The 20,414-nt window shown below is 35.7% G+C and carries 13 protein-coding genes; 2 read left to right on the plus strand and 11 right to left on the minus strand.

Annotated elements, in window-relative coordinates:
* Positions 1–7: 7 nt before the first annotated feature.
* From B0A64_RS15805 to B0A64_RS15845, 9 genes are all read right to left on the minus strand, one after another.
* The gene (locus B0A64_RS15805) at positions 8–946 is read right to left on the minus strand and encodes a formyltransferase family protein (RefSeq protein WP_089480472.1); all 939 of its coding nucleotides are present in this window, start codon (positions 944–946) and stop codon (positions 8–10) included.
* Positions 943–2,073, minus strand: a complete 1,131-nt coding sequence (locus B0A64_RS15810) for an ABC transporter substrate-binding protein (RefSeq protein ID WP_123875927.1) — start codon at positions 2,071–2,073, stop codon at positions 943–945. Before B0A64_RS15810 ends, B0A64_RS15805 begins: the two co-directional genes overlap by 4 nt.
* Positions 2,074–2,142: 69 nt before the next feature.
* Positions 2,143–2,682, minus strand: a complete 540-nt coding sequence (locus B0A64_RS15815; protein ID WP_208863545.1) for a phage tail protein — start codon at positions 2,680–2,682, stop codon at positions 2,143–2,145.
* A 14-nt stretch (positions 2,683–2,696) separates the two neighbouring features.
* The gene (locus tag B0A64_RS15820) at positions 2,697–3,236 is read right to left on the minus strand and encodes a phage tail protein (RefSeq protein WP_089480475.1); all 540 of its coding nucleotides are present in this window, start codon (positions 3,234–3,236) and stop codon (positions 2,697–2,699) included.
* A gap of 42 nt (positions 3,237–3,278) precedes the next feature.
* Entirely contained in the window at positions 3,279–3,818 is a 540-nt protein-coding gene (locus tag B0A64_RS15825) for a phage tail protein (protein WP_089480476.1), read from the minus strand.
* A 687-nt stretch (positions 3,819–4,505) separates the two neighbouring features.
* Entirely contained in the window at positions 4,506–5,384 is an 879-nt protein-coding gene (locus B0A64_RS15830) for a cation diffusion facilitator family transporter (protein WP_089480477.1), read from the minus strand.
* A gap of 133 nt (positions 5,385–5,517) precedes the next feature.
* On the minus strand, positions 5,518–8,733 hold the full coding sequence (locus B0A64_RS15835) for a TonB-dependent receptor (RefSeq protein WP_089480478.1): 3,216 nt from the start codon (positions 8,731–8,733) through the stop codon (positions 5,518–5,520).
* 776 nt (positions 8,734–9,509) lie between these two features.
* Positions 9,510–10,877, minus strand: a complete 1,368-nt coding sequence (locus B0A64_RS15840; RefSeq protein ID WP_244285428.1) for a HAMP domain-containing sensor histidine kinase — start codon at positions 10,875–10,877, stop codon at positions 9,510–9,512.
* Positions 10,867–11,559 (minus strand): response regulator transcription factor, encoded by a 693-nt coding sequence (locus B0A64_RS15845; protein WP_089480479.1) that lies wholly within the window; start codon positions 11,557–11,559, stop codon positions 10,867–10,869. The genes B0A64_RS15840 and B0A64_RS15845 overlap by 11 nt, the downstream gene beginning before the upstream one ends.
* 352 nt (positions 11,560–11,911) lie before the next feature.
* Between B0A64_RS15845 and B0A64_RS15850 the strand changes: the two genes are divergently transcribed.
* Entirely contained in the window at positions 11,912–12,691 is a 780-nt protein-coding gene (locus B0A64_RS15850) for a polysaccharide deacetylase family protein (RefSeq protein WP_089480480.1), read from the plus strand.
* Between the two features lie 195 nt (positions 12,692–12,886).
* On the opposite strand, the gene B0A64_RS15855 is transcribed toward B0A64_RS15850, so the two are convergent.
* The gene (locus B0A64_RS15855; protein WP_089480481.1) at positions 12,887–15,511 is read right to left on the minus strand and encodes a phosphatidylglycerol lysyltransferase domain-containing protein; all 2,625 of its coding nucleotides are present in this window, start codon (positions 15,509–15,511) and stop codon (positions 12,887–12,889) included.
* Between the two features lie 234 nt (positions 15,512–15,745).
* Between B0A64_RS15855 and B0A64_RS15860 the strand changes: the two genes are divergently transcribed.
* Positions 15,746–19,135: a glycosyltransferase gene (locus tag B0A64_RS15860; RefSeq protein WP_089480482.1), complete on the plus strand. Its 3,390-nt coding sequence runs from the start codon at positions 15,746–15,748 to the stop codon at positions 19,133–19,135.
* A gap of 113 nt (positions 19,136–19,248) precedes the next feature.
* On the opposite strand, the gene B0A64_RS15865 is transcribed toward B0A64_RS15860, so the two are convergent.
* Positions 19,249–20,220, minus strand: coding sequence for a proline dehydrogenase family protein (locus B0A64_RS15865; protein ID WP_165769830.1), 972 nt, complete (start codon positions 20,218–20,220; stop codon positions 19,249–19,251).
* Positions 20,221–20,414: the final 194 nt, after the last annotated feature.

The raw sequence follows: 20,414 nt of genomic DNA on the forward strand, positions 1-20,414 counted from the left end.
GATTAAATTATAAAGAGGCAAATCGCTCGCCATTTTTTATGCCAAAAATGAGCAACTTGTGCCCACTCATAAATGCTTCATCCGTATAAACAATGTTGATACGGAGTTGTGTGTTGTTGTAACATTGTATAATAAGTCCTTTTTCTTCGTCTATATTCAAAATAGTTCCGGGATTAAGTGATTGTTCACATTTGTAACTTGTCAGAGAAGCTTCCAGAATACGAATATTCCATCCATTCCATTGTGCGTAAGCGCCTTTATTCCAGGGATTGCAGGCTCTTATTAACGCTTCTATAGATTTTGCATCCTGGTCTTTCCAATTGATACATACATCTGAAGCATTGGGTCTTTTATAATAATTAGATTGTTCTTCTTCTTGTGGAATACCTTTGATATTGTTTTCAAGCAAAGTCAATAACTCCGGTATAAGTTGCGCGCCTAAATAAGAAAGGTTGGTACACAATATTCCGTGTGTAAACGGAATATCCAGTGGTAATACCTTCTTTAATATAATTGCGCCGCTGTCAATTTCTTTTTCTATCGCATGAACCGTAATTCCGGTTTCTTTTTTTTGTTGTCGGATCGATTCAAATACAGGATCTGATCCTCGCATTTCAGGTAAAAGCCCATAATGAAAATTATAAAACAGGTTTGGATGTTGTTTTATAACTTCTCCGGGAATTTTCCAGGGAAATGTCATCGTAAAAACAGATTTTAATGCCTTATTTTTTGCTAATTCCTGTATTTGGGTTTCCAGCTTTTCTTTTTCAAGGATAATCAGTTCAGTTCCGGTTTGAGCCGCAAAACCCAAACAAAAATCTTTGATATCTTCATTGTTACCCGGAATTGCGATACTAGCCAACCGACCCATGCCATGAATGGTTTGTATGGCTGCAAAAGCCATCCGATGATTGCATAAAACAGCTATGTCACGTTTTGTATTCATGATTCTAAACAAGCATAAGCGTTAAGCCAGGTATTACTTAAAGTATCTCTGATCGCAATTATGTTTTGCTGTAAACTTTCCCGTTCTTCGTTGAGGTTTGTTACTTCGGTTATATCCTCTAAACAACAAGTACCTGTTTTTTCGTCTTTTGCAACAGTTGCATAATAAACAGGGGCTTCGGCAAAGCCAGTATTTGGATTCATAAATAAGGCTCCACGAGGAGAATTAATAATGATTCCGTCCAGGGATCCTTTATTCATAGCCGCAATAAACAAAGCAGTTTCCCATCCTAAAAGCGAAAAAACATTTGCCTTATTGGGTTTGATGTTTTCCATCGTAGTGACAAATTCACTATTTTCCTGAGATTCTATTTTTGAGGACCACGGAATCGAGCAACTCCAATCGTATCCGGGATACGTTATTTTATTCAACCAGGATTCCTCGGCAGTAAAACCACTTCCGTAAGTTTTGCAGGAAGAAATACTGTCAAATTTTGCCGCTTCTCTAAAAAAATCTTCCGTCATATCTCCGCAAAATGAAGTAAGCAAAGCAGCCTCCTTATTATTTTCTAAATATTGGGCTAAGGCTTCTAAGCTAAATTCTGATTTTTGCAAAGGTGTAATGTGGTTATAACTAATGATAGCCCCTCTTTCTTCGGTTGCAATTGCATAAGCATAAGGAGATCGATAACCTGCATCATAAAAAGAACAGGTAAAGGCAAAATTATGCTGCCCTTCATCTAATGCTTTTCGCACAATGGCACGAGAACATAAACTTCCCTGTAATGAAATAAAATAAGCATTTGACAGTTTTCCGTTAAACGAATGAAAATGATAACCACTATCGAGTACAATAAGGGTTTTGCCGGAGTTCTCGAAAAGAGGATGTACATATTCTGCCGAAACAGGGTTCATATATCCTACTATAACATCAGAACCATTTAATAACAGTTGTTCGCAACTGGCATAAATTTCTTCATTTTTTCCGGCTACGCCTATACTGGTCGATACGATTTCATGTTTTTCGCCAAGCCCTAATTTTTTCAGGCCAATTTTTAATCCGTCCATAATATCAAAAGATATCGAAGGGTAGAGTACAGAGCGCGGCAAGAGTAGTCCTATAGTCATATAATTTTATGATGTAAAGGGTGTTTAGCGCAGTATGAAACGTAAAAACACCCTGTTTTACAAATGATTTTAATTTCTTGACGGAAAAATTCCGTACAAACAGATTATATAGTTCATCCCTAAATAAGGTTGCTGAACCGGTATTGGCAACGTACTACCAGCTGGTGCTACTGTAATTGGTGCTGTAATAGGTCTTAAGAAGCTATCGGGTGTTTTGTTAGAAAAAAGACCATCTAATGATGCCAGGCTATTTCCGGTTGGAGATCCGTTATTTCCTCCGTCTGAAAAAGCTCCCATTGCAAACGAACCTGCTGCTACGTGCGTATGACTAGGCAGGTTTAGAGAAGTTGCTGTTATACTATTTGATCCTGATATTTGTCCTAACTGAAAAGTATTTACACCGGATGCCTGTCCGGTACCCATAGGTACACGTCCTCGAAAATCCGGTAGTGCAAAAGTTTGAATACCGTTTCCGCCGTAGGTAGTACCTAAAAGGCTAAATAAGGCTTGATTGGTACTTATAGCTAATATTTGTCCTGCACAAAAAGCCCAATTTCTAGGCGCGAAGTTTGGTGCGAATAAGCGAATTTCTGAGATTGTTCCGTCCATGATTCGTGTTTAAATTAATTTCTACTTGGAAAAATACCCTGCACACAAATAATATAATTTGTTGAAAGATAAGGTTGTATGATACCAAAAGGAGTTCCTGAACCTGTTAGATTAAGGGTTACTGCTGAGGTTTGAACTTTTAGATTAGTATCTGATGTTGCAGAGGAATATGCTCCTGCTAAACCCGCTAATATAGAACCCGTTGGTGATCCTAAAGTATCGGCTCCTGCCAGAGTAGGAATTGTAATAGTTCCTGAAGCAATATGATTGTGCGTTGGCATTTGACCAGTGCTCATCGTTACGGTTTCAGTACCGCCAACCTGACCAAGATTTACTTGTGGCAATCCCGGTCCTTGTCCTGTACCTACAGGTATGCGGCTTCGAAGATCCGGCAGGTTAAAGGTTTGTACGCCATCGCCACCGTATGTTGTGCCTATTAAAGTAAAAAGTGCTTCATTTCCTGAAATAGCCAGTGAAGTACCAGCACAAAAAGCCCAACTTTGTGGGGCAAAATTACCCGCAAATACACGGATTTCTCCTATAGTTCCTTCCATAATAATGTTTTAAAAAAAGTTAAAAAATGTAATTTGAGAAAGTTATGAACGCTGAGGAAAAGTCCCGTACATGCATATAATGTAATTCATACCAATTGCTGGCTGACTTAAAGGCAAAGGCTGGTTACCACCAGTTAAGCTTACAACAGGAACATAGGGTACTGTTTTCAAACTTGTATCAACAACTTCGGTACTGAACATAGCTGATTTTGATGCTAATACATTTCCGCTTGGCGTGTTTACATCTCCTTCATCAGAATATGCCGGAACTGAAATCGTTGCAGAAGAAATATGAGTATGTGGCGGAAGTTGTGCAGCAGTTAGCGTAACACTGTTTACACCACTTTTTTGTCCTAAATCATAAAATGATAATCCTGTTCCCTGACCGGCTCCCAGAACGACACGCCCTTTTAGATCGGGTAACATAAAGGTAGTCTGACCGTTGCCACCATAAGTAGTTCCTAAAATAGAGAATAATGCAGTGTTACTTCTGATCTGAATTGTTGAGCCATCACAATACGACCAATTTCTTGGTGCAAAGCTTGTAGCAATCAGGCGAATTTCTCCTATTGTTCCATCCATAGTTTGTAGTTTTAATAGTTAATGATTGTTATAGTTATTTTTATATCGTGCCTCCTTTTACAGAAAAGCAGGCGTTGACAGACTTTTTTAATGCTAAGTTACTTTATATGAGTATCTTAGAAACAGGTATTTCTACCTGATTTTGCGATAGAAATAAATCCCGGTTTTAAAATAGAATCTATAGAAAACAAAAAAATCTCACGACATTTAGTAGTGTGGCAATACCACAATAACATCACTAATTATTAACGTACTATTTTGGTCTTAAGTAATTCAGTTTCTCTAATCAGTTTTAAAAGTAAAAATCAATTGCGTGTAACGAGAAAAATATGTTACAGGGCAGCTTTTTCCTGTCATGAAATTACTTTTTGATGTCAGATTAATTTTGATCGATCACTTAGAAATAGGCGCAGTGATTTTCAATCAAAACAAGAGAACTTTTATTGAAAACTTTAGTATAAAATATCTTTGAAAGGCTTATATAGGGTATGCTTTACTTATTTGACAGAATAAATTTATAAAAAAATACAATACAAAAATCTGTTTGAGAAAATATTTTTAAGTAAATTCTTATTTAGCAGATATGATATGTAAGAATTCGTTTTACGGCTATAGTAAACACAAAAAAAAAGTGCTGAATCTTTTTTTGATCCAGCACTTTTTATGGCAAAGTATTTTTGTAATAGACTAATTTCGATATACATCAGGTTCTACATGAATCAGGATATTACTTAACTCGGGTATATTTTCATGCAAGGCATCCTGTAGTTTATGCGCCAGATCATGCCCTTGGGTTACAGAGATCGTACCACTCACGATGGCATGAAGATCTACATGATATTTCATACCGGCTTTTCGGATAAAGCATTTTTCAGTTCCCAGAATTCCATCTACTTTTAGCGATTCGACCCTGATTAATTCTACTAAATCTTCGTATACATATTCATCCATAATCTCGCCCAGAGCAGGTCGAAAAATTTTGTAGCTATTGTATAAAATAAAACCAGCAGCAAACAAGGCAGCCCAATCGTCTGCAAATTCATATCCTTTTCCTAAAATTATAGCAATCGAAATACCTATAAAAGCCGCTACAGAAGTTATAGCATCGCTTCTATGGTGCCAGGCGTCTGCTTTTAGAGAAGAGCTGTTGGTTTCAACAGCTTTTTTCATGACCATCCTAAAAGATATTTCTTTCCATACTATTAACACAGCCAGTAAAATGAGTGTCCATGATTTGGGTAATTCATGCGGAGTACCAATATTGGCGATACTTTCGTATGCTATTATGGTAGCCGATATAATCAAAAAACCAACAACAAGAAAAGTAATCAAAGGTTCGGCTCTTCCGTGTCCGTACGGATGGTTTTTGTCTGCAGGTTTGTTGGCATACTTGATACCAAAGAGAACCAGACAGGAAGAAAAAATATCTGCCGTTGATTCGATCGCATCTGCAATTAAGGCATAAGAGTTGCCTAAAACTCCCGCTACGCCTTTTATGGCAGCAAGGATTATATTGCTTATGATACTAAAATAAGTTGCCTTTATCGCTGTTTGTTCATTTGTCATCGCTTAATTTTTTTAAGAATCGGGGGTGAAGGTAGTAAATCTCTGTTAAAATAATAAAATTACTACAAAAAAAAGTCCCCCAGTTTCATAAGGTTTGAAACTGGGGGACAGTAAAAAAAATAAAACACAATCTTTAGAACGAATACCTAACACCAAGTTGTCCTTGGAATCTTGAAGCTAATTGATCTATAGTATAAGGTGTAGTGGTTGGTTTCTGGAAAGTATAAGTTGGATCGCCAGTAGCAACTCCGCCTAAATTTCCTGATTTTGTCAACCCTAAATTTGCTGTTGAATTGTATGTGTTTGGAACGAAATAACTTCTTCCCCAATCTTTATTGATAAGGTTTCCGATGTTTGCCACGCTAAATGAAATTTGGAATGTACCTACTTTTGATACTTTGATTTCGTCCATTAATTTCAAATCTGCCTGAATGTTCCAGGGTGTAGTATCACCATTTCTTTGTGTAAATGTTCCTCTTCTGCTTTTTAAGTAATCGTTTCCATTCACAAAAGCTTCGTAATCTGCTACTTGTTGCGCAGCTGTTGCTGATGGAACTCCTGCTGCACTTACCCCAATATATTTTGCTGCTTCTGCTGCATCTTTAAAGATATAAGCCAATCCCGCTGCTTGTCCTGTTCCTGCAATTGTTGAGTTTACAAATCCCCATGAGAACGGATTTCCTGATTGCGCATTAAAATATACGTTTGCAGATAATGTATTGTTGTCTGCTACTTTTACAGCATATCCTACGTTTGTAACGATTCTGTGTTTGATATTAAAGTTTGAAGTTGCCAATTGAGGATCATTAGGTGTCAATGACTGGTTCATCTGGAAATTACTTTCCATAGAGTTACGAATACCGTTTGTAACATCACGGGAATCTCCATAAGTATAAGCAACCATAAAGTTAAGACCAAAATCATACGTTTTTGAAACCATCTCTGTAATGCTGTATCTGTATCCTTTATTGGTATTTGAAAGCAAATAAGCATTAGAAAAAGCAGGGTTTATATTGGCTGCATAAATGGGCATTTGGTGGCTTGTATCGTAAGAGAAATAAGTAGGATTATCTAATTTATTTACTTGTTGAAATTCAAGATCACGAATTACTTTTGTATAAATACCTTCGGTTGTAAATTTGTATCCGTCAATAATTTTATCTATTGCAAGTGAGTTTCTTAAAACAGCCGGCATTTTAAATTTATTGTCTACTAAATCTGCCTGTACCTTTGGCGTTGCATCATGATAACCGTTTAATCCGTTTGTTGCAAGAGGATCACCCGCTGCTGCAACCTGAGCAGTAGTAAGGTTGTTTTTATCATAACTTCCGTAACCTACACCATCATTATAATAAGCATATCCTAACCATGCAAACGGAATTCTACCTGTAAATACTCCTGAACCCCCTCTTAAAACAAGTGTTTTGTCTTCGTCTACATTATAAGTAAACCCTATTCTTGGAGAAACTAATGCAGTGCTAAAAAAGTTGTTTTTTATTTGGTTCAAAGGCGTATAGCTATATGTTGTGCCATAATTAGGGTCAGCCGGAGAGTTTTGTACTTGCGAACTCAAGTTTGGTTTCGTAGGCAAATCTGTATAATCAATTCTTACTCCTGGTGTTACTTTTAGTTTGTTACCAATTCGAATCTCATCCTGTACATAAAAACTATAAAGGTTTACTTTGAATTTAGCATATGGATTATTAAAAATCTGATCTCTTGTAGACCCGTCAAAAGGATACGTTCCACGAACACGGGTAGGTGTTTTATTGTAGAAATCTGCCAGAGATTTATACGAAACCCTTCCGTTAAGGGCGTTTACAAAACCGTAATTAATGTCGTAAAATTCGTTGTGTGTACCAAATAATAAAGTATGGTTTCCTGTTTTGTAAGTAAGGTTGTCTGTAATTTCGGCTGTGTTTTGTTTCATATTAAAAACAGTAGCTTCACGATCGTTTCCTAAGAAAATAGTTCCTCCGTTATACCCAATTTCTGCCTGAGGAAACATTGCATTTCCTGATTTTGGATCACGGTAATCTTTAATGGCAGAGTAACTTGCAATAAACGAGTTTGACCATTGGCTGTTAAAATGACTTTTTAATTCTAAAACCGTACTAACAGATTGGTTTTTTTGTGTAAAATCCATGCTTGAAAACCTGAAATTTGCTGCATCACGCTCCAGATTCGAAGCTTGAGAAATAACCGTATTGTTTCTTAATGAAAGCGAATGTTTATCATTAATTTTCCAATCTAATTTATTGAAGAATTTTTGGCTTTTTGCAAAGTTGTTGTAAGCACCATAACTTCCCGGATCAAATCCATAGTTTGTTTTTACGAAATTCGAAATTTGTTCTGCTGTAGCATTATCTACTAATGACGTCAATTTTCCGTCAGAGTTTGTTTGTCCTGCATTATAAAACAAAGGATCTGTACGCTCTGCATATTCCATATTCGTAAAGAAGAATAATTTGTCTTTGATAATTGGTAATCCCAATCTGAAACCTACCTGATAATCTCCAAAAGATTTTGGCATTTTAGATCCGTCACCTGCATTATTTGGACCTGTAATAGCGGCACTACGGCCATAGCTGTAAATAGATCCTGTAACTTCGTTTGTACCGCTGCGTGTCACAGCATTTACGCTTCCTCCTAAAAAGTTTCCTAATTTTATATCATAAGGAGCAATATAAACCTGAATATCCTGTATCGCATCAAGACTGATAGAGTTAGATCTTGTGCTGCTTCCAGGCATTCCTGATGTTCCGGACTGACCTCCTAATGACGGACTAAAACCAATTGCATCATTGTTGATAGAACCATCAATGGTTACGTTATTGTATCTAAAGTTTGTTCCTGCAAATGAGTTGTTTGAACTTTGCGGAACTAGTTTGGTAACATCCTGAATACCTCTGTTAATTAACGGAAGACCATTAATTTTTTTCTCATTAATACTTGTACCGTTATTTTTAGAAGATTGTTTTGATCCTGTTATAACAACCTCTGCTAATACATTGTTATCAGCATTGCTAACTACAATTGTAGGCAAATCATTTTCGCCCAGCGCTAAATTTATTTGTGGGTTAGAGTAATCTTTGGTGCCTGTACTTTTAATTTCTAATTCGTAAGGACCACCGGCATTCAAATTTTCGAAACTAAATCTACCTTGCTTATCTGTTACAGCTCTGTAAACTGAGTTGGTAGGTAAATGTGTTAATGTAACCTCAGCATTAATAAGTGGGCTTGTACCATCATTAACCTTTGCAGATAAGGATGAGGTTGTAATTTGAGCAAAAATGTTCCCCATAACAAGAAGCATTAATGCCGAAAAAAAGAGTTTTAGTTTTGTCATGTTGTTTTAAGTTTTTATTTGACAAAGAAACTCTGTTTGTTTCGATCAGATTTAACGCTTTTGTTAACTTAAAATTATAAAACTATTCATTGTTAACTTAAAATCACGAACGTATTCTTTTTGTAAAACCCATAGAACTCTTTAAAATCAACTACTTGTGTAAAAGGCTAAAAATAAATAGATTAAAGTTATATTTAAAGTAGATTAGAAAAAGATTAGAGTGTTAAGCAAATGTTACCAATCACAATAAACGGATAACCTTAAAGTGGAATTATCTATTGTTAAATTCATAGAAACATAGCTTTCAGGAATAATAAAAAAAGGACGTTTCATTTTTAATATTATCACATAGCAGCATTGACAAAGCTATGTGTGAAAATCTAGGTTTTTTTGAAATTCTCTTTATAAAGAATATAAAAATCTATGTTTCTATGTGTTGAATTTTTTCCGGCAGATTAGGCAGATTTTTATTGTTATAATTATTTTCTATTATTGAAACACATAGCAACATAAGCTTTAATTCTATTTAAATTCTTTTAACTTGCGGGTAAATAGTCCCAATGGGACGCTATATTTATAGAAATTTAATTCCCATATTTCGAAAAGCCCCATCGGGGTGACCTATTTAATAGTTACATATAATATAGATTTCGCTCCACTGGAGCTTTGATGCAAATAACGGATATATTTTCTATAGATATTTTGCTCCTATGGAGCTTAATTAAACAAATAAATTTGCTAAATCTGCGAGAAAAAAAATCATTTATAACAATTACTCACGGAAATACCAGAGAAAACGAAGTGCCTTTTTCCAGTTCAGAATCTACAACCAAAGTAATATGGTGCAGTTTAAGAATTTGCATCGTGATAAAAAGTCCTAAACCCTGTCCCTGAATATGTCGCGTATTATCACTTCTAAAAAAGAGATCAAAAATAGATTCCTGATCACTTTTTGAAATTCCGGGACCCTGATCTGTAATTTTTATAACCAGTTTGCCATCATTCGACAGCGCAAAAATGGTTACCGGAGCAGGAACCGAGAATTTTATGGCGTTGTCCAATATATTATAGAGTGCAATAAACAGCATGTGTTTATTGGCATGAATCTCCAGTAGCTCTTCGTGATCTGCAACGGCGTTTAAATGTACTGCTACTTTGGATTCCGGATATTCAATCGCTTTTTTTTCCAGTACATTCCATAAAATCTCGTCTATCCTTACCGTTTCCATTTGTTGAGGCTCAGAGAGTTCGAGACCAGATAGTACCAAAAGTCCTTCGAGAGTAGCCTTAAGATGCAACGTATCTTTGCGAAGCGATTTTAAAATTTTCTCATATTGTTCGTTTGTTCTGGGTTGCTGCAACGAAACATCAATGTCTCCAATAATAATAGTAAGAGGTGTTTTTAATTCGTGCGAGGCATTTTTCAGGAAATTATTCTGGATCTTAATACCGCTTTCTAAGCGTTCCAGAAGATAATTAAAAGTTGTCGCTAATTCATTAATCTCATCTTTGCCATTCGTTTGTGGTATTTCTAATCTCGAATGCAGATTTTCTGTCGTTATCGTATTTACTTTTGCAATAACTTCGGCAAAAGGCCGGAAAGTTTGTTTGGCCAGAAAAGTTCCTAAAAGATAATTTAGCGGTATTCCGGCGAGATAAAACAGTATAAACATGAAACCCAGAATCTCTAATTGTCTGTTACCGGCACGATCGATACCCGAAACCACAATAATAAAATCTCCCTGATTGTCCTTATAAAACAAGGCTACAAATTGTCTGTCGCCTCTTGTAAAAGTGCGTAGTTTTTCTTTAGCAATATTTTTTAGCTCTTTATCGCTTAAGTCAAGATCGATTGTATCGTGCAGATAAAGTTTATTGGTCTTTGCATTATAAACGCGTATCGATTCGTTGTTTATTCGTTTATACTGAAGTTCGATTTGTTGGTAACGAACGCTGTTGATTTCTTTTATCTCATCTTTTTCAAAATAAAAAAGAGCCGTTGCCATTGCATGATCTTCAAGATTATCAAAGTAAAGGTCTTTCATGTGACTCCTAAACAAAAGGAAAGATCCCGCCATAAGAAGTCCCACTATAAAAGCAAATAGCAAAGTAGAATTTACGGCTAATTTATTTTTAAGATTCATAACTCTTTTGTTTGAGCATATATCCTGTTCCTTTTATAGTATGAATTAACGGAGTAGGGAAGTTCTTGTCTATTTTATTACGCAAATAGTTAATGTAAACATCGACTGTGTTTGATGTGGTATCAAAATCAATATTCCAGACCGCTTGTGCAATCGCAATTCGGGATAAGGCTTTCTCGCGGTTTTTCATAAAAAAGATCAAAAGTTTAAGTTCTCTCGACGAGAGATTTAATTCTTTTCCGTCTCTGGTGGCGCTTTGTTCTTTCATATTAATTTCGACTCCCGCATAGGATTGAAAATCGAGAATTCCGGTGCTGAATTCCGCACGACGAAGCTGTGCATTTATTCTCGCCAGCAATTCTTCAAACAAAAAAGGTTTAGCCAGATAATCATCGGCTCCGGCTTGCAGGCCTTTTACTTTTTCGTGTGGTGTATCGAGCGCACTCAAAATAAGGATGGGCACTATAATTTTCCGGCTTCTTAAAACTTCACAAACTTCAAATCCCGTAATATCAGGCAGCATAATATCGAGAATAATAATATTATAGTCATTCTCCATAACCTCTTTTATAGCGTCAAAACCTTTTGTAATTGTTTTAACCTCATAGAGATGTTCTTCAAGTCCTCTTGTAATAAAAGAACCCACTCTGGGATCGTCTTCAACTAATAATACTTTATTCATAAGCGAATATTATTGTAATTTTTTTAATAGCGTTACGTAATACAATACGTATTACTGTTTTTTGTGGGAGTTAATTTTTTACCGTTTATTTCTAAAAGCGTGTGCTCTATCAATTGAGACATTATATCCAGGACTAGAACATTGGGTCGCAACCCAAACAGATTTGACCCAATTTGATGTTATAAAAGTAATTAAAAAGTAGTACCACCTGCAAAAAAAATCAGCAAAGTATAAGATCTTGATCAGAAAAGAAATTTAAAGAAATTAGAAATAAAAAGAGATACAAAAATGTTTATATTTGAGAGATATCAGTACAGGCATTCCAATCTCAATCCTAAACGACAATTAAAATATGAAGCTATTTTTTACCAAAGCAATACTTTTTTTAATATGCTTAACGTTTTTTTCCTGCGAAACCAAAAAACAAAAGCCAGAGCCCAAACCTTATGCCGCCGGAGTAATTTTGTCTTTTGATGATGCCTATGTCGATGAATGGTATGAAGCTGATCAGGCTTTGAAAAAATACGGATGGAAAGCCACTTTTAATGTTTGCAGAATAGATTCTATTGGAGCACCACAAATCAGGAAACTTCTTGAATTACAAAAAGAAGGTCATGAAATCGCCGCTCACGGTTATCACCATTATAATGCTGTTAAGTTTGTCAAACAACACGGAATCGATGCCTATATGAAGCAGGAAATAGACCCTATGATTGTCTCCATGAAACGCCTTAATTTTAAGGTAACAACTTTTGCTTATCCCTACGGAGAAAGATCTGAGGCATTGGACAGAGCATTATCGAATGATTATAAAATAATAAGAGGAAGGTCGTTTGGAGGTCAGGTTCCGGAGAAACAAAATAGTTATTTTAATAATTCTAAAATAGTTTTTGCTTTTGATATTGACAACAGTCACATTCATTTTAGTATTCCGTATGTGTTAGAATTATTGGATTATGCCAAAAAGAACAATAAAATATTGCTCTTATGCGGACACAGGCCTGTAAAAAATGTAACCGAAAATTATCAGACAAAAATTGAAACGCTGGAATTTATCTGTAAGTATATAAAACTTAACGATCTTAAATTCTATAAAACATCAGATCTTGATGATTTGCTTCCTGAGGAATAAGATTTTTTTTGATTTTTTAGCTACAGATTAAAAGGATTAGCACAGATTTTTTAATCCTTTTAATCCTTTAATCTGTGGCGGATTTTTTTACGCAGATTTTGCAGATTTAGTTTTTTTTTTTTGCCACAGATTAAAAGGATTAGCACAGATTTTTTAATCCTTTTAATCCTTTAATCTGTGGCTGAATTTTTAATCTTACGGTTTTATGACTTTTGCTAAAATTGAGGGAATCTGAATCAGATCATAATCATCCGTAAAAACAATATATTGATTGTGCCATGACGGCGAAAATTTATCTTTAAAATCCCGAAGACCTTTATAATGCGAAAACGATTTTACTTTTTCGTAAGCGTATTTCATTGATTTTTCCTGTAATGTTTGCGGATTTTCGATTCCGCTTAAAGGAGCAAGACCAAGATCTACAGAAGCAATACCTTTTGATTTAAGATAATTAAAAAGTGCGACCATCATAAAATCGATAATGCCATTTGGTGCGTCATCCGTTTTTCGGATCAGGTCATAAGTGCTTTCATTTTTTGCATAATCGGGAATGATATTTAAGAAAGCCAGAATTTTTCCTTCGTTATTTTCAACTGTTATTATAGTTTGGTTTTTAAGTTCGTCCCAAAGAAAAATACCCTGAGAAAAAAGCATTTCTTTTCGGGAAGTTTCCTGAAGCCATTGGTCGCTAACGGCTTTAATTTGCTGTAGTAAACCATCTTTTATCGGAGCTTCATTAATGGTGGCTTTCAAACCCAGATCTGTGATTTTTTTTAAGGAATTTCGCAACGATTTTCGGTTTTGCCCTTCAAGATGAAATTCCTCCAGAGCCACAACAGCCGCCTGCCCCAGAAAAAAGTATTTTTTACCAATTGTGGTATACGTTTTTAAACTTGCTTCGGGGATGCGATAATATAGGCTTCTTAACCCGAAATCATAACAAAATTGGTCAAATTCAATAATACAAAGTCTAATTTCTTCGGTTGTTGAGCCAACAGGATTTTCGAGAACAACGGCAAAATTTCCTGACAATCGATACGATAGAAAAGCATTTTTGCTTTGAGCAATAAAAATCAATTTATCAAAATAGGTTTTAAAATAATCCAGGCTCGAATTGCCATATTGGTTTAGAAGTTCCCTTGCAATTTCTTTTTCTTCCGGACTCAACGTATACTTCAGGATCGAAGGTTTTACCAACGTATATATTAAAAAAGCAAAAGACAGGAAACCACTAATTTTTAGTGAGATTAAAAAATGCATTGCAAAAGTTCCTGTTGGATGCAGATTGTCACTACCCGCCAAAAAATAGTTTTGTAGTGTATATCGAATCGATTCTGTTAAGCTAAAATCGATATTAAAGTGTTTTTTATCAAAGAAATAAAACCCCAATACACCATAAATTAAAACCGCCAGAATACTTAACAATGAGGTTTGCAGCCCAATTATACCAAGCTTTGGATTTGTTTTTACATAATATTGTTTTCGGGTTGCAACAAGGACACAAAGCACCAGAAAGGCAACAGTAGATTCTTCAAAATCGATAGCTTTGGTAAGATTTCCGATCAAAGAAACTACTGCCAGTATTAAGGCAAACCACCACGCCATACGAAGTCCCTTAAGCATAAAAGCAGCCGTAACCAATAGAAACAAACCAGCCGTTAAGACCAGATAATTAGAGGCATGAATGGCTTCTAACGGCAAAAAATCTTTTAGGATAATAAGCCTTTGGTTGATTGCCGGCGTGAGAACAGATATAATATTTATAATACCAAGCGTTAGCAAAAGCAATGCAGGCACGAGACGCAGCAAGAGTTTCCGGATTTTTGAAATAAACAAAATCATCCCTGCAAGCAACGGAAGCCAGAATTCGAAAATCCTGTAGAAAAGTGTTATAGCAACAGCTTCCATATTATTATAGCCATATTGTATTAATACATAACCCATAGAAACTTCGACAGCACCCAAACCTCTTAAAAACGGAGAGATTATCAAGAAAATAACGGCGATCACATACGCCATTGTTGCAGCAAAAACCGAAGCTTCGAATTGCAAAGCTTTCATGGCGATGTACACATGTGCAATGCCAACGGCATCGATTATGAGCGAACACAATATGATTTTAAAAAACTTGGTTCTGTTTATTTTATGCTCCTGAAGATCTATTAAAAAAGGCTCTATTTTGGGAAAACTTTTTAAGAGTAGCCTGTAAAATCTTCCTTTTTGAATGATCGAATTAAACAATAAAACAAACAGCGGTATGATAACGATTACAAGACCTAAAACGAGCCATTCTGTATAACCAACAGAGCCTTCTAAAAGGGAGAACAGAAATAACGGTATAGCAAAAAGTAGCACAGAAACGATCCCAACAAATCCGTAGATAGCAGATGCCAGATGAACCTCAGTTCTGGTAGTTCCTTTTTTTAATAAAGGATCCGTAAAAAAGAACAGAGAAGTAATGCCACCCGCAGGTATAAAAACACTTATAAAATTACGCTTTAAGAATAAAATGTTGGCATCCCGCCAGGTTATTTTAGCATCAATCGCAGCAAACGAGACCACATACATTAATCCCTGCAAAAAGATATAGAGAATCGTGACCAGAAAACCAATTAAGATCCATAACGGCTGAGCTTGCGCAATGCTATTTTTGATTTGATACAGTTCGTTTTGCTCTTCTTTGATGAACCAAAAACCAATAAAAAAGAAAATCAATGTCAGAATGATTTGCCCCGTTAATTTGCCATTTTTAGAGAAAAAAGCAGCAATTCTTTTTTTGAGTGTACTCAAAACGGTATTTGTATTTTTTGTTTCTTTCATAAGAATAACACTTGTTTTGACTTTGCTATAAAAATACTACATTAATTGGTTTTTTATGATGAATGTATGTTTTAAAATCAAGGAATTGAGAATGGTACCGAAATTATTTAATAAGGAAATAATACTTAAAAATAGGCTATTTTTTTGTAAGATAAAAATTCAGGAATTGATATGTTCTGAGATCAATTGAATTAAAAAATAACGTATATTTATGCATCAATCGTAATGAAGGCTATGGATAATAAAAAACAAGTGTTTCAGACTGAAACAAAATTGCGCTGGAGAACTTTTCAATGGTCAACCAGATTGATCCTTTTTTTGATCTTAATGTTGATTCCCATTTTTATTCTTACGCTGCATCGCGGTTTAAAACCTTCCTTACCTATATTAGGCAATGACACATCGGCACAAAAATTAGTAAATCCAAGTGTTCCGGTAGCACTCACGCCCAAAGAACTTAGAAAATATAAAGGTTTCGACAGCTTTTTGAGATCAAAGTCGAAAATGGAAAATCTCAAAAAACAAAATCAGACAATTGATTTCCCTCAGGTTCGCGCTGCTTTTTATGTCGATTGGGACCCGCAAAGTTTGTTTTCGCTTCAAAAAAATATTGATAAACTCAATATGGTTGTTCCGGAATGGTTTTTTTTAGATCCTAAAACAGATTTGCTGCGCACAGAAATTGATACGGCAGCATTGAAAATCATGAAAAAAGCCGGAATAAAAATTGTTCCGCTTATCAATAACATCAACGAATCCAAAGGCGAAGGAGAGTTTGATGGCGATTTGATCCATCGTATACTACACGACAATGTAAAAAAAGAAAGACTAATTAATGATATTGTCAAAAATCTTAAGCAATATAACCTTCAGGGAATAAATATTGATTTTGAAGAGTTTAAAGAAACCAGCGATGAACCTATTATTGCTTTTCAAAAAGAGCTGTATGAAAAACTTCATCCAATGGGATATATCGTTTCGCAGGATATTATGGCAAACGACGACGATTTTAATATAAAAGCATTGGCGCAGTACAATGATTATATGTTTTTGATGGCGTATGATGAACATTACAGCGGCAGCGTTCCCGGAGCGATAAGCAGCCAAAAATGGACCGAAAGAATTCTGGATCAGGTTGCCAAAGAGATTCCGTCAAATAAGATTATCCTTTGTTTTGCCGGTTATGGGTATGATTGGGAACAAAATAAAGAAGCCGTAACAGTAACCTACGACGAGGCTCTCTCGCTTGCAAAGCAATACAGTGCAACGATAACCTTTAATGATAACAGCTATAATAACTCATTTAGTTATACAGACGGAAGAGGCAAAAAACATGATGTTTATTTTACAGATGCCGCTACAAATTTTAATACCATTCGTTTTGCAGACGAATATGGTACTGCCGGTACCGCATTGTGGAGATTGGGGAGCGAGGATGGCAGGTTATGGCATTATTACAATCGAAGTCTAACAAACAAAAGCATTGCCAAAACGGCATTTGATTTTAGAACATTAGAGAAAGTACACATGAGTTTTTCGACACCGGATTATATAGGCGAGGGCGAAATTCTAAATGTACTGACCGATCCTCAGCCCGGAAAAATTAAACTTCAGTCAGATGCAAATGAGTCGATAATAACCGAGGAAAAATATGTAGAGCTACCTACAAAATATGTCATTAGCAAGTTTGGTAATGTGCATAAAGAGGTGGTGCTAACGTTTGATGATGGACCGGATCCTACCTATACACCACAAATTTTGGATATTTTGAAACGCGAAAAAGTGCCTGCCGCTTTTTTTGTCGTAGGACTTCAGGGCGAGAATAATATCCCGCTTTTGCAACGCATCTATACCGAAGGGCATGAGATTGGAAATCACACTTTTACCCATCCTAATATTGCAGTAGTAAGCAAAGAACGCGCATCTGCAGAGATGGAAACAACACGTTTATTGATCGAAGCCGTTACAGGACGAAGTACCGTACTTTTTAGAGCTCCTTATAATGCAGATGCTGAACCAACAACAGAGGCAGAGTTAAGACCCGTTGCCCTGAGCAAAGCCCAGAATTATTATACGGTTGGCGAGAGTATTGACCCAAACGACTGGGAAAAAGGAGTATCTGCAGATAGTATTTATGCCAGAGTAACCAGAGAATATGAAGCTGATCCTACCAAAGGAATTATCCTGCTTCATGATGCCGGCGGTAACAGGCAGGCAACGGTGGAGGCTTTGCCAAGAATTATTAAATACTTTAAGGATAAAGGAATTCAATTTACAACCGTTTCTAAATTATTAGGAAAAACCAAGAACGAGATCATGCCAAAAGCCAAAGGGAATTTGGTTACCATCGATAATATCATTTTTGACTTAGGATATTGGTTTGGTAATTTTATAACAGTTGTTTTCTGGCTGGCAATTTTGTTAGGATTTCTGCGTATCTTGTTAATGGCGATTATGGCTTTTACCAAAAAATGGAAAGACTATAAACATCCCCCACAGTACAATGCGACAGGAGATACACATCCAAAAGTAAGTATCATTGTGCCGGCTTATAATGAAGAAGTCAATGCCGTAAAAACCATTCACAACTTGCTGCGTCAGGATTACCCTAATTTTGATATTATTTTTGTCGATGATGGCTCAAAAGACAGCACCTACAATCAGGTTGATGCAGCGTTCAAAAATCACGATATTGTAAAAGTACATACCAAAGTAAACGGAGGTAAAGCATCTGCACTTAATCACGGAATTGCCATTACACAGAACGATTTTGTGGTTTGTATTGATGCCGATACGCAACTAAAAACAGATGCCCTTTCGCAATTAATGAAGTGTTTTACATTGCAGTTTAAAGACCACGAACAAGTAGGAGCCGTTGCCGGAAATGTAAAAGTAGGCAACGAAAATACCATGTTGGCAAAGTGGCAAAGTATCGAATATACAACCGCGCAAAATTTTGACAGACGTGCTTTTGATCTCATTAACGGCATTACCGTTGTGCCTGGAGCTATTGGCGCATTTAGAAAAGAAGCCATCAAAATTGCCGGAGGTTTTACAACAGATACACTTGCCGAAGATTGTGATTTAACCATTAGAATATTACGCAATAACTACCGAATTGTTAATTGTGTAGAGGCTGTCGCTGTTACTGAGGCGCCCGAAACGCTGAACGAATTTATGAAACAGCGTTTTCGATGGAGTTATGGTATCATGCAGGCATTCTGGAAAAATCGTGATGCCTGTTTTAATCCAAAATACAAAGGACTGGGAATGGTTTCGTTGCCTAACGTATTAATTTTTCAGATTGTGCTTCCTGTTTTTGCACCGCTCGCAGATTTAATTCTGATAGTAAGCTTAATCTGGAATCATAACGATACAGACAGTCTGCATAAAATAGGGATTTACTATCTCGTATTTATGTTGGTAGACATGCTGGTTAGTCTGATTGCTTTTATTTTCGAGAAAGAAAAGTTAAGCAAACTAATCTGGCTTATTCCGCAACGATTTGTGTACCGTCAATTAATGTATGTTATATTGTTCAGGGCTATCAGAAGAGCCATAAAAGGAGAAAGTCAGAGTTGGGGAGTACTAACCAGAACCGGAAATGTAGGTTCGTTAGAGTAATAATTCTGTGTTTTCGGGAGCCAAAATAAAACACACGATTTACATCTCAATAAAAAACCAGTAAAGTTAATTTTTACTGGTTTTTTTATAAATATATATTGAAAATAAGTGTGTTAGCTTACAATATCGCTTAAAGCCTGAAATATATTCAAAGGATATTCGGCAATTCTGTTACAAAGGTACAAATACCATTCTTTACCATATACAAAGTATAATTTTGTTGGATAACCTTGCTCTTTTAGTCTTATAAGTTGCTCCGTCTGAATGCCGTATAAACTTTCGAATTCATATAAATCCTTATTAGGTTTATAGTTTTCAAGCATTGCAACAACTTCTCTTTGTATTGCGTCATGATGTGTAGCAATAGCACAGCTGTGTTTTCTTGAAAGAAGCTGATCTATATAATACAAATAACGCTCATCGAGTGCGCTGCCTCTGGAAATAGAAATCCCCTCAGGAGTTTCAAAAGCTCCTTTTACGATTCTTATTCTTCCTTTTTGCTGAATCAAATCTTCAAAATCATCTTTTGATCTGTGCAAATAAGCCTGAAGCGTAATCGAAACATTACTGTAATTTTGAGAAGCAGTTTTATAAACATCAATAACAGCATCGGTTATTTCGATATTTTCGGCACTGATAGTTACTTCAATATTTTCTTTTTTAGCCTCCTGACATATTAAATCTAAGTTGTTCAGGCATAAATCTTTGGATATTGACAAACCAATGTGCGAAAGATCAAGAGAAAAAGTCGAGTTCAGTTTTTGTTTTGAAATCTCCTGCGCTATGCTCACAAATTCAGTAGTAGCCTCAAAAGCCTCTTTTTCAGTTAGCGTATTTTCGCCCATGAATTCGATAGAAGTCTTAAAACCTTGCTTGTTCTGGTCTTTAACCTTAACAATAGTTTCTTCTAATGTTTCTCCACCAATGTAGCGGTCAGCCGCTTTTTTAATGGTTTTAAATAAAACTTCGTTCGACAGAATGTATTCTTTTGCTTGTTCATTTAAGGCGGCTTTTCTCAAAGCACTTGCTCCCAGTAGTAATAAATTTTGTTCTGTTATTACCTTATTTATTTCTATAGACTCCATATTACAAATATAATAACCACATATCAAAATATATCGATTCGATACTTTTTATTTTAACTAATTTTTAATTGAAAAAGGGGAGTATCAATCAGATTTTATACAAAATACAGTTCCTGTTTTTTTAAAGCAAGAAAGAAAAACCTAAAAAAGAAAGTAAGATTTGGAGAATACCAGGAGCAAGCTTATTAGCGAAG

This window comes from Flavobacterium araucananum, from assembly GCF_002222055.1.
Classification (GTDB): Bacteria; Bacteroidota; Bacteroidia; order Flavobacteriales; family Flavobacteriaceae; genus Flavobacterium; species Flavobacterium araucananum.

Coding starts and splice junctions, on each gene's coding strand:
- B0A64_RS15805 (WP_089480472.1), bottom strand. CDS start 946: ATGAATACAAAACGTGACATAGCTGTTTTATGCAATCATCGGATGGCT.
- B0A64_RS15810 (WP_123875927.1), bottom strand. CDS start 2,073: ATGACTATAGGACTACTCTTGCCGCGCTCTGTACTCTACCCTTCGATA.
- B0A64_RS15815 (WP_208863545.1), bottom strand. CDS start 2,682: ATGGACGGAACAATCTCAGAAATTCGCTTATTCGCACCAAACTTCGCG.
- B0A64_RS15820 (WP_089480475.1), bottom strand. CDS start 3,236: ATGGAAGGAACTATAGGAGAAATCCGTGTATTTGCGGGTAATTTTGCC.
- B0A64_RS15825 (WP_089480476.1), bottom strand. CDS start 3,818: ATGGATGGAACAATAGGAGAAATTCGCCTGATTGCTACAAGCTTTGCA.
- B0A64_RS15830 (WP_089480477.1), bottom strand. CDS start 5,384: ATGACAAATGAACAAACAGCGATAAAGGCAACTTATTTTAGTATCATA.
- B0A64_RS15835 (WP_089480478.1), bottom strand. CDS start 8,733: ATGACAAAACTAAAACTCTTTTTTTCGGCATTAATGCTTCTTGTTATG.
- B0A64_RS15840 (WP_244285428.1), bottom strand. CDS start 10,877: ATGAATCTTAAAAATAAATTAGCCGTAAATTCTACTTTGCTATTTGCT.
- B0A64_RS15845 (WP_089480479.1), bottom strand. CDS start 11,559: ATGAATAAAGTATTATTAGTTGAAGACGATCCCAGAGTGGGTTCTTTT.
- B0A64_RS15850 (WP_089480480.1), top strand. CDS start 11,912: ATGAAGCTATTTTTTACCAAAGCAATACTTTTTTTAATATGCTTAACG.
- B0A64_RS15855 (WP_089480481.1), bottom strand. CDS start 15,511: ATGAAAGAAACAAAAAATACAAATACCGTTTTGAGTACACTCAAAAAA.
- B0A64_RS15860 (WP_089480482.1), top strand. CDS start 15,746: ATGGATAATAAAAAACAAGTGTTTCAGACTGAAACAAAATTGCGCTGG.
- B0A64_RS15865 (WP_165769830.1), bottom strand. CDS start 20,220: ATGGAGTCTATAGAAATAAATAAGGTAATAACAGAACAAAATTTATTA.